We start from the raw sequence: 14,959 nt of genomic DNA, 5'->3' as shown, positions 1-14,959 counted from the left end.
ATTACTATTGGCGATGAAATGCTTACACCTGACAGTTCCCGTTTCTGGCCTGCAGATGTATATGAACCGGGACATGGACAGCCGTCCTTTGACAAGCAGTTTGCCCGTGACTGGCTGAAGGCAAATCCGGACAACAACTGGACTTTGCCCCAGGAGATCGTGGATTCAGGCTCTCCAGAAATATCTGCAGAGCTATAAGATGCTTACTGGCAAAGAACTGGACTGATCTTTAAAACACCGGCATAAGTGGGGATAGCCGGTGGATCATTTACTGTCGTTTGATTAAATAAAAGAGAGGGATGAATGAAATGGATTATGCGAAAGAATCGTTGAAGATGCACTATGACCTGAAAGGAAAGCTGGAGATCAAATGCCGCGCAGCAGTAGACTCCAAAGGATGCATTAAGTCTTGCCTATACACCAGGGGTAGCACAGCCTTGTCTGGAGATCCAGAAGGATATTAATAAAAGCTATGAGCTGACCAGACGCTGGAATACGGTTGCTGTTGTAACAGATGGTACCGCAGTTTTAGGCCTTGGAGATATCGGACCAGAGGCTGGTATGCCGGTTATGGAAGGTAAATGTGTTCTGTTTAAGGCTTTTGGCGATGTAGATGCCATTCCATTATGTGTACGCAGCAAGAATGTGGATGATATTGTTGAGACTGTACGCCTTCTGGCAGGCAGCTTTGGCGGTGTAAACCTTGAGGATATTTCTGCACCAAGATGCTTTGAGATCGAGAAGAAGCTGAAAGAGTGCTGCGATATTCCGATTTTCCATGATGACCAGCATGGAACGGCAGTGATCACTTTGGCTGGTGTGATCAATGCGCTGAAAGTAGTTGGCAAAAAGATGGAAGATATTAAGATCGTTACATCAGGTGCCGGTGCAGCAGGCATTGCGATTATCAGGCTTTTGATCTCCATGGGTCTTAAGAATGTGATCATGACTGATCGTAAAGGCGCTATCTATGAGGGCAGAGAGGGTCTGAATCCAATCAAGGAAGAAATGGCTAAGATCACAAATAAAGCTCATGAAAAAGGTACTCTTGCAGAGGTGATCAAAGGCGCAGATGTATTTATCGGTGTATCTGCTCCGGGAAACACTGACTCAGGATATGGTACGTACCATGGCAAAGGATCCGATTATTTTTGCATACGTGCGAACCCTACACCGGAGATCTTCCCGGATGAAGCGAAGGCAGCAGGTGCAGCTGTGGTTTCCACAGGAAGATCCGACTATCCTAATCAGGTAAATAACGTACTTTGCTTCCCTGGTATTTTCCGTGGAGCATTGGATGTACGTGCATCTGATATCAATGATGAGATGAAGATCGCTGCAGCCTATGCTATTGCAGGGCTGGTAAGTGATGAAGAATTGAATCCGGATTACATCCTTCCGGCTGCTTTTGACCCAAGGGTAAAGGATGCGGTTGCAAAGGCAACTGCAGAAGCTGCCATCAAGAGCGGTGTTGCAAGGATTAAATAAGCTTTTTAAAATAGCAAAATGATTTACTAAGGGCTGTTGCATTCGTTTGCGGCAGCTCTTTTTTGATTGAGATAAATGTTGCTAATCATTGTGAGAAAAAAATAAAAAAAGTAGTTGACTACTAAAAGATATTAGAATATACTAATCAACGTAAGTGAGAAACAATATTTAATAGATATAGCTATGACAACGTGAAGGGAGAGTGTAATGATGCCTTTGTCTATGGTTAATGAAGGGGAGCCGAATGTGATCCGGAAAGTCGGTGGAAAAGAAGAGATACGCAAATTCCTGGAGAACCTTGGCTTTGTTGTAGGAGGTACAGTGACCGTTGTTTCTGAGAATGACGGAAATCTGATTGTAAATGTAAAAGATTCACGTGTAGCGATTGGGAAAGATATGGCCAATAAGATTATGGTGTAAACAGCATCATGTATCATTGGAGATTTTCAGCCTCCGGCAGACATGAGAGTCTGCCGGGGATTGTGAATTAATAAAAAGTTACATATTTTCATGAAAAGGAGTTTGTTATGAAAACATTACGTCAAGTTGCCGTCGGCCAGACAGTTACTGTTAAAAGGCTCCACGGCGAAGGGCCTGTAAAAAGGCGTATTATGGACATGGGAATCACAAAGGGCGTAGGGATTTATGTGAGAAAAGTTGCACCCCTTGGAGATCCGGTGGAAGTAACAGTCAGAGATTATGAGTTATCCTTAAGAAAAGCGGATGCTGAGATGATCGAAGTGGAGTAATTTTTTTTACACTATCGTTAGCAAATACTAATTAACAACCGCCTATTCTAACAAATGGAAGAAACTTGAAACAAAATTAAATCAGGAAAGAAAGAGGAGGCATGAAAATGTCGATTAAGATTGCACTTGCAGGCAACCCGAACTGCGGCAAAACAACATTGTTCAATGCGCTGACAGGATCCAACCAGTTTGTTGGTAACTGGCCTGGCGTAACCGTTGAGAAAAAAGAAGGTCGGTTAAAAGGACACAAAGATGTGATCATTATGGACCTTCCTGGTATTTATTCCCTTTCTCCATATACACTGGAGGAAGTAGTAGCCAGAAATTACCTGATCAATGAAAGACCAGATGCGATCATCAATATCGTTGATGGTACAAACCTGGAAAGAAACCTGTATCTGTCCACTCAGATCATGGAGCTTGGCATCCCGGTGGTTATGGCTGTCAACATGATGGATCTGGTTCAGAAGACAGGAAATAAAATCTATATTGATAAATTAAGCAAAAAGCTTGGCTGTGAGGTAGTTGAGATTTCTGCTTTAAAAGGAACCGGCATCAGCAAAGCAGCTGAGAAAGCCATTGCAGCAGCACAGAAGAAAAGCAGCGTAACACCTGTTCATGAGTTTGCACAGGAAGTTGAGGATGTGATCAAGACTGTTGAGACAAAGCTTACAGGTATTGTTGCTGAGGAGCAGAAGCGTTTCTTTGCTATCAAGCTGCTGGAGAAAGACAGCAAGATCACAGAACAGATGAAAAGCGTGCCGGATGTATCTATTGAGGTTAAGGCTCTTGAAGATAAATTTGATGATGATACAGAGAGTATTATCACCAATGAACGTTATGTATACATTTCTTCCATTATCGGACAGTGCTATTCAAAATCCGCAAAAGGAAAGAAACTTACAACATCTGACAAGATTGACCGCATCGTGACAAACCGCTGGCTTGCGCTCCCGATCTTTGCAGTTGTAATGTATATTGTATATTATGTATCTGTAACTACGGTTGGAACAATTGTAACGGACTGGACAAATGACGTTCTCTTTGGCGAGATCATCCCGCCGGCGATTGAATCTGCGCTGGAAGCTGTTCACTGTGCTGCATGGCTGCAGGGACTGATCCTGGATGGTATTGTTGCCGGTGTTGGCGCTGTACTTGATTTCGTTCCGCAGATGCTGGTTCTGTTCTTCTTCCTTGCATTCCTTGAGTCCTGCGGTTACATGGCCCGTGTTGCATTTATTATGGACAGAATCTTCCGTAAATTCGGTCTTTCCGGTAAATCCTTCATTCCTATGCTGATCGCATCCGGATGTGGTGTTCCCGGTGTTATGGCTTCCCGTACCATCGAGAATGACAGAGACCGTAAGATGACTATCATGACAACTACCTTCGTTCCTTGTGGAGCAAAGCTTCCGATCATCGCCATGATCGCAGGCGCATTCTTCGGCAACAGTGGATGGGTGGCTACAAGTTCCTACTTTGTAGGCATTGCAGCAATCATCTGCTCTGGTATTATCTTAAAGAAAACAAAAATGTTTGCAGGTGATCCCGCACCATTCGTTATGGAGCTTCCGGCATACCATTGGCCAACTGCCGGAAATATTTTAAGAAGCATGTGGGAGAGAGGCTGGTCCTTTATCAAAAAGGCCGGTACTATTATCCTTCTTTCCACCATCGTTCTGTGGTTCTTAATGGGCTTTGGATGGGAAGGCGGTTCCTTTGGAATGGTAGAGGAATTGAACAACAGTATCCTTGCAAAGATTGGTTCTGCAATTGCCTGGATCTTTGGACCTTTGGGATGGACAAAAGCCGGTGAAGGCTGGAAGATGGCTGTTGCTGCTGTAACTGGTCTGATCGCAAAAGAGAACGTAGTAGCCACCTTTGGTATGCTGTTCGGCTTTGCTGAAGTTGCAGAAGACGGCGCTGAGATCTGGGGTAACCTGGCACAGGTTATGACACCTATCGCAGCATATGGATTCCTGGTATTCAACCTTCTTTGTGCACCTTGCTTCGCAGCAATGGGCGCTATCAAGAGAGAGATGAACAACAAAAAATGGTTCTGGTTTGCAATTGGATATCAGTGCGGTCTTGCTTATATAGTTTCACTTTGCATCTATCAGATCGGTACACTGATCACTACCGGAACTTTCGGTATTGGCACAGTGGTTGCTTTCATACTGGTTGCATGCTTTATTTATCTGTTATTCAGACCATACAAAGAGAGCAATACATTAAAAGTAAGTGTAAAAGCCTGATAAAGACAGGCACTTTTACAGCCTGCATCCAACAGGGTGCAGGCTGTTACTGCATCAGCCCAGAGCAACAGGAGGTGAGTTTTGGTGGGAGAACGAAAGGAAGAAGCGGTAAGGGAGTCTCAGTCATATGAGCGGACGAAAATGCAGAAAACCATGGTGATCCAGAAACTTCGTGAGCAAGGATGCAGGATCACCAGACAACGAAGGACGATCCTGGATATTATTCTGGAAGAGGAGTGCTCCTGCTGTAAAGAGATTTATTTTAAAGTTCAGAAAAAAGATAAGAATATTGGTCCTGCAACGATTTACCGTATGGTGAATGTGCTTGAGAATATTGGAGCCATCAGCCGGAAAAACATGTATAAGATCGCAGACTGCAGTACCTGTTGTGAAGAAAAATCCTGTTATGTGAAATTAAGTGACGATACAATATGCAGGCTTTCTCCCGGAATGTGGCGGGAAGTAATGAAGGCAGGCATGAAAGAATGCGGATATATAAAGGAACAGGAAATCGCCAGTATTGAAATGAAGGCTTGCAAATGCGAAGCCTGAAAGCAGGCAGGGTAATTACAGGATATGGGAATGCATTTTACCTCTTGGCTGTGAGAATATTAAATAATTGAGAATGTTTCTCAATTAAGGAAAAGTTTCTGGACAAGCAAAAATACGAATGCTATACTGACTTTCAAACTTTTATAAAGGAAGAAAAGCAGCAGAGATTATCTGACTGCAAAATATAAGGAGGAATCTATTATGGCAGATTTGAACTGGAAAAAATCAGGATTATTTGCAGCAGGAGTTTTATTTGGCACAGCAGGCATCAAAGCACTGTCCAGTAAGGACGCAAAGAAGCTGTATACCAACTGCACAGCAGCTGTTCTTCGCGCAAAGGATTGCGTTATGAAGACAGTTACTACAGTTCAGGAAAACTGCGGTGACATTTATGAGGGGGCGAAGCAGATCAACGAAGACCGTGCTGCTGCTGAGGAGACTTTTGAGGATACGGCAGACGAGGAAGTAAAGACAGACCAGGAAGCCAAGGCAGAAGAGGATAAAACAGAAGAGGATACATTCAAAGAGGCAGAATAAAGATGCGTTTTAATATTAAACATGAGATCCGGGGAAGAATCAGGATCCATATTTTCCAGAAACGAATGACTTATCAGCAGGCAGATATCCTGCAGTATTATCTGGAAAATATTGACGGAGTGATAACGGCAAATGTTTATGATAAAACCTGTGATGCCACCATCAGTTACAAAGGCGACAGGAAGGAGCTTCTTAGCAAGCTGCAGTGCTTCCGCTATGAGAATGTGAAGGTTCCGGCAGCTGTGCTGGATAGCTCCGGCAGGGAATTAAATGAACAGTATAAAGAGAAGCTTGTTAATAAAGTGATCTTTCATTATGCAAGGAAGTTTATGCTTCCAATGCCATTTTCAGCCATCTATACAGGTGTGGTATCTGCAAAATATATCTGGAAAGGTCTGAAGACTTTATGGCAGCGCAAGATCGAGGTACCGGTGCTGGATGCAACTGCTATCAGTGTTTCTATGATCCGGGGAGATTTTGGAACTGCCGGTTCTGTAATGTTCCTTTTGGGAGTAGGTGAACTGCTGGAGGAGTGGACCCATAAGAAATCAGTAGGCGATCTGGCTCGTACCATGTCCCTGAATGTGGGCAAGGTATGGCTGCGCACAGAAGATGAACAGGAAGTACTGACTGATGCAGATGCGATAAAGCCAGGTGACTGTGTGGTTGTGCACATGGGCAATGTGATCCCGTTTGACGGTACAGTCCTTGAAGGTGAGGCTATGGTGAACCAGGCTTCTCTTACAGGTGAGTCTGTACCAGTACGTCGTGTATCTGGCAACACCGTGTATGCAGGCACAGTTGTAGAAGAAGGAGAAGTGGTCTTTACTGTTTCCTCAGTAGGAGGCAGCAGCCGGTATGAAAAGATCGCTGCTATGATCGAAGATACCGAGAAACTGAAATCCGGACTGGAGAGCAAAGCAGAACATCTGGCAGACCGTCTGGTTCCATATACTCTTGGCGGCACGGGTCTGGTATATCTTCTCACAAGAAATGCTACAAAGGCACTTGCAGTGCTGATGGTTGATTTTTCATGCGCCTTGAAGCTGGCAATGCCTATTTCCGTATTGTCTGCGATCCGTGAGGCTAACCGGTATAAGATCACAGTTAAGGGAGGCAAATTCCTGGAGGCTGTAGCTGAAGCAGATACCATTGTATTTGACAAGACAGGCACTCTTACCAAGGCAAAACCAACCGTAGCAAAGGTGATTTCTTTTGGCAGATACAGTGAAGATGAAATGCTTCGTCTGGCTGCCTGTATGGAAGAGCATTTTCCTCATTCCATGGCAAAAGCTGTAGTAAATGCGGCAAAGCAGAAAGGTCTTGACCATGAGGAGATGCATTCCAAGGTAGAGTATATTGTGGCCCATGGCATTTCCACATTTGTAAACGATCATAAAACTGTGATCGGAAGCTCTCATTTTGTATTTGAGGATGAGAAATGCAAGATCCCGCAGGGAATGGAAGAGAAGTTTGAACAGATTCCAGAAGAGTATTCCCATCTTTACCTTGCTATAGACGGTGAACTGGCTGCAGTGATCTGCATTGAGGATCCGCTGCGGGAGGAAGCGCCGGAGGTGATCCGCAGGCTGAAAGACGCCGGATTTACCAAGGTGGTGATGATGACCGGGGATAGTGAGCGTACAGCAGCTGCAGTTGCCAAAAGGGTTGGGGTAGATGAATATTATTCAGAAGTCCTTCCTGGAGATAAAGCCAGATTCGTAGACAAGGAAAAAGCCGCAGGACGTAAGGTAGTGATGCTTGGAGATGGCATCAATGATTCGCCTGCACTTTCGGCGGCTGACGCAGGTATAGCTGTCAGTGAAGGTGCACAGATAGCAAGAGAAGTGGCAGATATTACCATTGGTATTGATGATCTGTATAGCCTTCTTGCGCTGAAAAACATCAGTGATGAACTAATGAAGAGAATCAGATGCAACTACAGAACCATTGTAGGTTTTAATACAGGACTGATCATCCTGGGGGTGGCTGGTATCCTGCAGCCTACTACTTCAGCACTCCTTCATAATACCTCCACACTGCTGATCGGGATGAGGAGTATGAAGAATCTTCTCCCGGAATAAATAAAGGTCTGTATGGCGAAAATCTGGTTATTATGAAGATGAACTAGTACAGTGAAAATCAGGTAAGTCAATATGGCGGTTACTTAATATTCACTGTACCAGCCACTGACATCATAATGAGAATTATTATACAAATAAGGGAGTCATCATCTATTGACAAAAAAGCATAGATAAAGTAATCTATCTATGTGGTTAGCAAATGCTAACTACCAATAGGTGATGACCTTATTTTTTTAAATAGCGGTTAGATACAACTTATATATATTACAAATAGCTAATCACTCTATCGTTAAGTGAATACAAGAAGGAGGATTCATTTTGGCGGAAAACATGGAAAGATATCTGATTGAACATTGTTCCCCTACGCTGGCGTCTGTAAAGGCGGCCAATCTGTTTAATGCAGTGACAGAAGATGACCAGGAATTGGCTGAACAAGTCGAACAGTGGAATTGCCTGATGAATCCAAAGGGAGTTAAGCTTCTGGTTTTGCGTAATCATGGACGACGAGCACTTGTATATGTATATCGTGAGAAAAAGCTGCAGGAAAAGCTGGACGAATCCGGTGTTGCAGGTTTTCTGGAAAAGTACGGGTATACATCCACAGATGCAGGGTATGCATTGAACCGCCTTGTGGAACGATTTTCCGGGCAGGAGGAATTTCCTCATGAAATTGGGATTTTTTTAGATTATCCACTTGGGGATGTGATCGGTTTTATCAAAAACAGCGGACAGAATTATAAGTGTGCAGGCTGTTGGAAAGTATACTGTAATGAATGTGAAACTATGAAGCTGTTTCATAAGTACCGGAAGTGCAGGAATATTTACCGCAGTCTGTGGCAAAATGGAAGAAGTGTTGTGCAGCTGACAGTAGCCGGTGCCAGTGCCTGATGGGCTGACCTGGTGAAAAGTTTGCTTAACATAAAATTTAAACTAAACAGACATGCCGCCTGAGGGCGACATCAATATGAATGAAAGGGGTATTTATATTATGAGTAAAGTTGCAGTTGTTTTCTGGAGCGGAACTGGCAATACAGAGGCTATGGCAGATAAAGTGGCGGAAGGCGCAAAAGAAGCAGGCGCTGAGGTTTCTGTTTTTAGTGCAGAGGATTTCTCTGCTGACAAAGTGGAGGAGTTTGACGGACTGGCATTCGGCTGCCCTGCTATGGGAGATGAAGAACTGGAGGATACTATTTTTGAACCGATGTATGCAGCGTGTGAGCCAAAACTTGCAGGTAAAAAAGTAGGTCTTTTCGGATCCTATGGATGGGGAGACGGAGAGTGGATGCGTACTTGGGAAGAAAATGCAAAAGGTGCAGGTGTATCACTTGTCGCTGAGCCTGTGCTTTGCAACGAGGAGCCGGATGATGATGCACAGGCAGCTTGCCAGGATCTTGGAAAAGCACTTGCCTGAAAATGTTATGGCACATTTGCCTGAAAATATTATGGGATATTTCCCTAAAAATGCCTAAAAATATTATAGCACCCTATTGACAAAAAGGTCTAGGGTGCTATAATAATATCAAACATATGAATAAATGTTCATATGATAAAATAAAATTATGAAAGACCTTAGGCAGGATCGTAAGCAGCCGGTGAAGGTAGAAAAGGAGTAGACCATGAAAAAAACTTACAAAATCGACGTTGATTGTGCAAACTGTGCAAACAAGATGGAGGACGCTGCCAAGCATACCCCAGGAGTTAAGGATGCTACTGTAAACTTTATGACACTGAAGATGATCGTTGAGTTTGAAGATGACCAGGATCCTAAGGCTGTTATGCAGGATGTATTGAAGAACTGCAAGAAAGTTGAGGATGATTGCCAGATCTTCCTTTAAATTTTTAAGAGGCAGTTTACAGGAGGCATGAATCGTGAATAAGAAACAGAAAAAAATGTTCATTAGGATTATTATTTCCACTGCCCTGATTATTATTCTGTCATTACTTCCGGTAGAAGGATACGTGCAGTTCGCTTTGTTTATGATTCCTTATCTGGTGATCGGATATGATATTCTGAAAAAAGCATGGAAAGGGATCTTGAACAGACAGGCATTTGATGAGAATTTTCTTATGGCAGTGGCAACCATCGGTGCGATCGCCCTGAAGGATTACAAAGAAGGCGTAGCTGTTATGCTGTTCTATCAGATCGGGGAGCTTTTCCAGAGCTATGCAGTAGGCAAGAGCAGGAAGAATATCAGTGAACTGATGGATATCCGGCCGGACTATGCCAATGTGGAAAAGGATGGTACCCTTTGCCAGGTAGATCCGGACGAGGTGGAAGTGGGAACTGTGATCGTTGTACAGCCTGGCGAGAAGGTGCCCATTGATGGTGTGGTAGTGGAAGGTCAATCCACACTGAATACCAGTGCACTTACAGGAGAGAGCCTTCCGAGAGAGGTTGGATGTGATGACGAGATCATCAGCGGATGCATCAATCTGAATGGTGTGTTGAAGATCCGTACCACCAGGGAGTTTGGTGAGTCTACTGTTTCCAAGATTCTGGATCTGGTAGAGAATTCCAGCTCCAAGAAGTCAAGATCTGAGAATTTTATTTCCAAATTTGCCAAATATTACACACCTGCAGTATGCTACTCTGCACTGGCACTGGTGATCATTCCTCCGATTGTAAGGATGGCTGTTATGGGTCTTTCTCCGGAGTGGGGGGACTGGATCTACAGAGCACTTACTTTCCTTGTAATCAGTTGTCCGTGTGCCCTTGTGATCAGCATTCCGCTAAGCTTTTTTGCAGGGATCGGCGGAGCTAGTAATCAGGGAATCCTTGTAAAAGGATCCAATTATCTTGAAACATTGTCCCAGACAAAGTACGTTGTATTTGATAAAACAGGCACTATGACAAAAGGTGTGTTTGAGGTTGCAGGTATCCATCACAGTGACATGAGTGATGACAAGCTTCTGGAGTATGCAGCACTTGCAGAGTGTGCATCTTCCCATCCGATCAGCAAAAGCCTGAAAAAGGCTTATGGCAAAGCGATAGACAGAAGCCGTGTGACAGATATTGAAGAGATCAGCGGCAATGGTGTGATTGCCAAGGTTGACGGAATATCCGTAGCAGCTGGAAATACCAAGCTGATGGATCATTTGGGCATTAAATATATTGATTGTCATCATGTGGGCACAATTGTTCATATGGCTGTTGACGGTAAATATGCGGGACACATCCTCATTGCAGATATTATCAAACCCCATGCAAAAGAAGCAATCCAGGCACTGAAAAAGGCTGGAGTCAGGAAAACAGTCATGCTTACCGGAGACACTAAGAAAGTGGCTGATCAGGTTGCAGCCGAGCTGGCAATTGATGAGGTTTACAGTGAATTGCTTCCGGCAGACAAGGTAACTAAAGTAGAGGCACTTCTTTCTGCAAAAGGCGAAAAAGAGAAACTGGCATTTGTAGGTGATGGTATTAATGATGCACCTGTTTTGTCCAGAGCCGACATCGGTATTGCCATGGGAGCGCTTGGTTCTGACGCTGCGATTGAAGCAGCGGATGTGGTGCTGATGGATGATGACCCTCTGAAAATCTCAAAGGCGATCAGGATTTCCAGAAAGTGTCTTAGGATCGTTTATGAGAATATCTGGTTTGCTCTTGGTATCAAAGGGATTTGCCTGCTCCTTGGTGCTCTCGGTATTGCAAATATGTGGATGGCAATTTTTGCAGATGTGGGAGTTATGGTGATCGCTGTACTGAATGCAACAAGAGCTTTGTTTGTAAAGAATCTGTAAAAACAAAAGAAAGAGAGGAGAAACAGTATGGAGGAAAAAGGTCTTGAGGTGTGTGATTGCTTTGAAGTACATGAGGATCTTCTGAAGACCGTGAATGATACCATGCCGGAAGAAACAGAGTTATATGATCTGGCAGAGCTTTTTAAGGTATTTGGGGATTCCACCAGAATACGGATCCTGTTTGTCCTTTTTGAAGCAGAGGTGTGTGTCTGCGACCTGGCCAGGGTATTGAATATGAATCAGTCAGCTATTTCCCATCAGCTTCGCATCCTGAAGCAGAATAAGCTGGTAAAGAGCCGCAGGGAAGGAAAATCCATTTTTTATTCCCTTGCAGATGAGCATGTGCGGACCATCATTGACCAGGGACGGGATCATATTGAGGAAGATCGGCCGTAATCATAATCTGTAAATAAGCAGGCCTGTGTAATCAGTTCAAGTCGAACAGCTGGGGCGATCATTCGTCCCAGCCTTCATAAAATCGGATATTTACAGAGATGTTGCGGACGATCTCTCCCTCTTTAAGGTCAAGATCGCTTTCATCTGAGATAGGGGGCATCGCAGGCTCATCTTCTGCAAGCTCCAGTGTGATCCAGTCATAAGCTGCCGCATTGGCATTTTCTATGGCTTCATCCAGGGTATCTCCGTCTCCGTAGCAGCTTTCCAGGTCCGGAAAGTAGCCGTGGTATGTGCCGTTTTCTGTTTTTTTAAAAACCGCAGGATAAATAAATTTCATAACAGCCTCCAATAAAAAAGATGATTGCAGGAGTGCGAAGCACAAAGCAATACTAAGTTTTATTATAGGTAATTTCCTGTGGAAAGACAATAGGTGATTTGTGAAATTACTAAATGAGTGATTTGCGAAATTACTAGACGCGTGATTTGCAGAATTACTAAATGTGATTTGCGAAATTACTAAATAGGTGATTTGCGAAATTACTAAAAGCGTGATTTGCAGAATTACTAAATGTGATTTGCAAAATTGCGAAAGAAGGTATAATAGAAGGTATAACATATGGAATTTCAGCATGAACTGATCATCCCAAATGAAGGGGTGCCATTTAAACTATTTATATTTGAAGGAATGAATGGGAATTATGCAAGAGAAAAGCATTGGCATACCTCTGTGGAGATTTTTGCTGTGCAGGAAGGGCATCTTTCCCTTTTTTTAAATGATCAGGAGTATCCATTGGAGGCCGGTGAGCTGATCATTATCAATTCCAATGAGGTTCATTCAGTGCAGGCACCACACAAGAATCGGACCATTGTGCTGCAGATCCCTTTGAAGCAGTTTCAGGATTATTTTACTGCCCAAAGGTTTATCCGGTTTAAAAGTGCTGCCCGTATGAGTGGGCACCAGGATGAAAAGATTCCGGACAACCGGAAGCTGGCCTTTTTTGTGGAAGAGCTTTACAATGTGTATCATCAGGAAGGCGACGGATACGAGTTCCGGACTATGGCATTGTATTACAATATTCTGTTTCTGATGATACGTGATTATCGTGAATCAGAAGCTGTCAGACAGGAGATCCACGCCAGCCGCAGGCTGGATGCACTGTCAAAGATCACTTCTTATATGAGGGAGCATTACAGGGAAGATTTGAAGCTTTCAGAAATGGCAGCCCTTTTTGGCTATTCAGAGGCTTATTTGTCACGAATGTTCAAAAAATATGCAAAAGTCAATTTTAAGTCATATCTTCAGGATATCCGAATGGCATATGCATACAGGGAACTGATGAATACAGACCATACAATCAGTCAGATCGCACTGGATAACGGCTTTGCCAGCAACAGATCATTTGCCAAGGAATTCCAAAAAAGATACCAGATCCTGCCCAGTGCTGTGGAAAGAGAAAAAAGGTCAAAAAAGTGACATGGAATAGACAATAAAAAAGACGAAAAGCATACCTGTTTATGGTATGCTTTTTTCATCAATAAATCAATATGACAAAAACTTATGGCAAGGAGGTAAAGAGGTGAAGATTCAAAATGTAACAGATGCATCTTTCCACAAATATGGAAAGGTTCTGGAAGGGTATGATTTTACAGCGCTGATCAGGGAGATGAAGCATACACCTGTACCGGAAAATGTGATCTATGTAGCTTCCGTAGAAGAACTGGAAAGCCTGGATGTGGCCAGGGAACTGCAGAACAAAGGCTATGGCGGACTGCCTATTGAGATCGGGTACTGCAATGGACATAACAGGAAATTGAATGCAGTGGAATACCATCGCAATTCGGAGATCAATGTGGCTGTAACAGATCTGGTGCTGCTGATCGGCCATCAGCAGGATATTGCACCGGATTTTACATATGACACAGCGAATATTGAGGCATATCTGGTACCGGCAGGCACTGGCATTGAGGTTTATGCCACTACACTTCATTACGCACCATGTCATGTAAATGATGCAGGCTTTCAGTGCGTGGTAGTTCTTCCGAGAGGGACAAATACAGATCTGACTTTCCAGACAGAGACCGATGGGGAAGACAGACTTCAGACTGCTAAGAATAAATGGCTGATCGCACATGAGGATGCAAAGATCCAGGGTGCATTTAACGGATTAAAAGGTAAAAACATTTCATTGGATGAGGAATAAGGAGGATAATATGATGATGAATAATATGCCACAGATCAAGATTGGAATTGTTGCAGTAAGCAGAGATTGCTTTCCGGAGTCTCTTTCTGTTACAAGAAGAGAAGCACTGGTGAAAGCTTACACAGAGAAATATGATGCTTCTGAGATTTATGAATGTCCTGTCTGTATTGTAGAAAGTGAGATCCACATGGTACAGGCACTGGAGGACATTAAAGCAGCTGGCTGTAATGCACTGGCTGTTTATCTTGGCAACTTCGGGCCTGAGATTTCTGAGACCCTGCTTGCAAAGCATTTTGATGGACCAAAGATGTTCCTGGCAGCAGCAGAAGAGTCCGGAGATGACCTGGTACAGGGCCGTGGAGACGCATACTGCGGTATGTTAAATGCAAGCTACAATCTTAAGCTTCGCAATATTAAAGCTTATATTCCGGAATATCCGGTTGGAAATGCAGAAGAATGTGCAGATATGATCCATGATTTTGTGCCTGTTGCAAAGGCAGTATATGCACTGAGCAATCTTAAGATCATCAGCTTTGGACCTCGTCCATTGAATTTCCTTGCATGTAATGCACCGATCCAGCAGCTGTACAACTTAGGGGTTGAGATTGAGGAGAACTCAGAGCTTGACCTTTTTGAAGCATTCAACAAACATGCAGGAGACGAAAGGATCCCGGCACTGGCAGAAGAGATGGCAGCAGAGCTTGGAGCAGGTAATAAAAAGCCGGAGATCCTGCCAAAGCTTGCACAGTATGAGCTGACCTTAAAGGACTGGGTAGAGGAGCATAAAGGTTATCGTAAATTTGTTGCCATTGCAGGCAAATGCTGGCCTGCATTCCAGACACAGTTTGGATTTGTTCCATGCTATGTAAACGGGCGTCTTGCAGCACAGGGTATACCCGGTATCCTGCGAGGTTGATATTTACGGTGCATTAAGTGAGTTCATCGGCGCAGTGATCAGT

The 14,959-nt window shown here is 43.7% G+C and carries 14 protein-coding genes and 3 pseudogenes; 16 read left to right on the top strand and 1 reads right to left on the bottom strand.

What is annotated here, in order from left to right:
* From R1Y93_RS07945 to R1Y93_RS07885, 13 genes and pseudogenes are all read left to right on the top strand, one after another.
* Window positions 1-226 (top strand): annotated as a pseudogene (locus tag R1Y93_RS07945) (phosphoribosylaminoimidazolesuccinocarboxamide synthase); the annotation flags it as partial.
* Window positions 227-308: 82 nt separating this feature from the next.
* Window positions 309-1,488, top strand: a pseudogene (locus tag R1Y93_RS07940) (NAD(P)-dependent malic enzyme).
* A 207-nt stretch (window positions 1,489-1,695) separates the two neighbouring features.
* Window positions 1,696-1,908, top strand: a complete 213-nt coding sequence (locus R1Y93_RS07935) for a FeoA family protein (protein WP_158422217.1) — start codon at window positions 1,696-1,698, stop codon at window positions 1,906-1,908.
* A 107-nt stretch (window positions 1,909-2,015) separates the two neighbouring features.
* Window positions 2,016-2,237, top strand: a complete 222-nt coding sequence (locus R1Y93_RS07930) for a FeoA family protein (RefSeq protein ID WP_158422218.1) — start codon at window positions 2,016-2,018, stop codon at window positions 2,235-2,237.
* Window positions 2,238-2,344: 107 nt separating this feature from the next.
* The gene (feoB, locus tag R1Y93_RS07925) at window positions 2,345-4,492 is read left to right on the top strand and encodes a ferrous iron transport protein B (protein WP_500822383.1); all 2,148 of its coding nucleotides are present in this window, start codon (window positions 2,345-2,347) and stop codon (window positions 4,490-4,492) included.
* Between the two features lie 84 nt (window positions 4,493-4,576).
* A complete protein-coding gene (locus R1Y93_RS07920; protein WP_368191867.1) occupies window positions 4,577-5,044 on the top strand; it encodes a transcriptional repressor in 468 nt (155 codons plus the stop codon).
* A 201-nt stretch (window positions 5,045-5,245) separates the two neighbouring features.
* A complete protein-coding gene (locus tag R1Y93_RS07915; RefSeq protein WP_500822382.1) occupies window positions 5,246-5,581 on the top strand; it encodes a DUF6110 family protein in 336 nt (111 codons plus the stop codon).
* Between the two features lie 2 nt (window positions 5,582-5,583).
* The gene (locus R1Y93_RS07910) at window positions 5,584-7,665 is read left to right on the top strand and encodes a heavy metal translocating P-type ATPase (RefSeq protein WP_500822380.1); all 2,082 of its coding nucleotides are present in this window, start codon (window positions 5,584-5,586) and stop codon (window positions 7,663-7,665) included.
* Between the two features lie 318 nt (window positions 7,666-7,983).
* Entirely contained in the window at window positions 7,984-8,553 is a 570-nt protein-coding gene (locus R1Y93_RS07905) for a DUF3793 family protein (protein WP_500822379.1), read from the top strand.
* A 100-nt stretch (window positions 8,554-8,653) separates the two neighbouring features.
* Complete coding sequence (locus R1Y93_RS07900) at window positions 8,654-9,076, top strand: flavodoxin (protein WP_500822378.1); 423 nt, start codon at window positions 8,654-8,656, stop codon at window positions 9,074-9,076.
* Window positions 9,077-9,281: 205 nt separating this feature from the next.
* Window positions 9,282-9,500, top strand: coding sequence for a cation transporter (locus tag R1Y93_RS07895; protein WP_500822376.1), 219 nt, complete (start codon window positions 9,282-9,284; stop codon window positions 9,498-9,500).
* A 34-nt stretch (window positions 9,501-9,534) separates the two neighbouring features.
* The gene (locus tag R1Y93_RS07890; RefSeq protein ID WP_500822374.1) at window positions 9,535-11,403 is read left to right on the top strand and encodes a heavy metal translocating P-type ATPase; all 1,869 of its coding nucleotides are present in this window, start codon (window positions 9,535-9,537) and stop codon (window positions 11,401-11,403) included.
* Between the two features lie 27 nt (window positions 11,404-11,430).
* Window positions 11,431-11,799, top strand: coding sequence for an ArsR/SmtB family transcription factor (locus R1Y93_RS07885; protein ID WP_173727580.1), 369 nt, complete (start codon window positions 11,431-11,433; stop codon window positions 11,797-11,799).
* 58 nt (window positions 11,800-11,857) lie between these two features.
* Here R1Y93_RS07885 and R1Y93_RS07880 read toward each other — a convergent pair whose 3' ends face one another.
* Window positions 11,858-12,136, bottom strand: coding sequence for a type II toxin-antitoxin system HicB family antitoxin (locus R1Y93_RS07880; RefSeq protein WP_500822373.1), 279 nt, complete (start codon window positions 12,134-12,136; stop codon window positions 11,858-11,860).
* Between the two features lie 279 nt (window positions 12,137-12,415).
* On the opposite strand from R1Y93_RS07880, the gene R1Y93_RS07875 reads away from it, so the two are divergent.
* The 3 genes and pseudogenes from R1Y93_RS07875 to R1Y93_RS07865 form a co-directional block, all read left to right on the top strand.
* The gene (locus tag R1Y93_RS07875; RefSeq protein ID WP_500822372.1) at window positions 12,416-13,273 is read left to right on the top strand and encodes an AraC family transcriptional regulator; all 858 of its coding nucleotides are present in this window, start codon (window positions 12,416-12,418) and stop codon (window positions 13,271-13,273) included.
* Window positions 13,274-13,376: 103 nt separating this feature from the next.
* Entirely contained in the window at window positions 13,377-14,000 is a 624-nt protein-coding gene (locus R1Y93_RS07870) for a DUF4867 family protein (RefSeq protein ID WP_500822370.1), read from the top strand.
* Between the two features lie 16 nt (window positions 14,001-14,016).
* Window positions 14,017-14,959, top strand: a pseudogene (locus R1Y93_RS07865) (L-fucose/L-arabinose isomerase family protein); the annotation flags it as partial.

The sequence above is a fragment of the Blautia sp. HA3515 genome, from assembly GCF_059933065.1.
Note: the sequence above shows the minus strand (reverse complement) of the source record. Positions and strands in the feature narration are given on the sequence as shown.

Excerpts from the sequence above, each read along its gene's own strand:
- R1Y93_RS07935 (WP_158422217.1), top strand. The coding sequence starts at position 1,696 with ATGATGCCTTTGTCTATGGTTAATGAAGGGGAGCCGAATGTGATCCGG.
- R1Y93_RS07930 (WP_158422218.1), top strand. The coding sequence starts at position 2,016 with ATGAAAACATTACGTCAAGTTGCCGTCGGCCAGACAGTTACTGTTAAA.
- feoB (WP_500822383.1), top strand. The coding sequence starts at position 2,345 with ATGTCGATTAAGATTGCACTTGCAGGCAACCCGAACTGCGGCAAAACA.
- R1Y93_RS07915 (WP_500822382.1), top strand. The coding sequence starts at position 5,246 with ATGGCAGATTTGAACTGGAAAAAATCAGGATTATTTGCAGCAGGAGTT.
- R1Y93_RS07910 (WP_500822380.1), top strand. The coding sequence starts at position 5,584 with ATGCGTTTTAATATTAAACATGAGATCCGGGGAAGAATCAGGATCCAT.
- R1Y93_RS07900 (WP_500822378.1), top strand. The coding sequence starts at position 8,654 with ATGAGTAAAGTTGCAGTTGTTTTCTGGAGCGGAACTGGCAATACAGAG.
- R1Y93_RS07895 (WP_500822376.1), top strand. The coding sequence starts at position 9,282 with ATGAAAAAAACTTACAAAATCGACGTTGATTGTGCAAACTGTGCAAAC.
- R1Y93_RS07885 (WP_173727580.1), top strand. The coding sequence starts at position 11,431 with ATGGAGGAAAAAGGTCTTGAGGTGTGTGATTGCTTTGAAGTACATGAG.
- R1Y93_RS07880 (WP_500822373.1), bottom strand. The coding sequence starts at position 12,136 with ATGAAATTTATTTATCCTGCGGTTTTTAAAAAAACAGAAAACGGCACA.
- R1Y93_RS07875 (WP_500822372.1), top strand. The coding sequence starts at position 12,416 with ATGGAATTTCAGCATGAACTGATCATCCCAAATGAAGGGGTGCCATTT.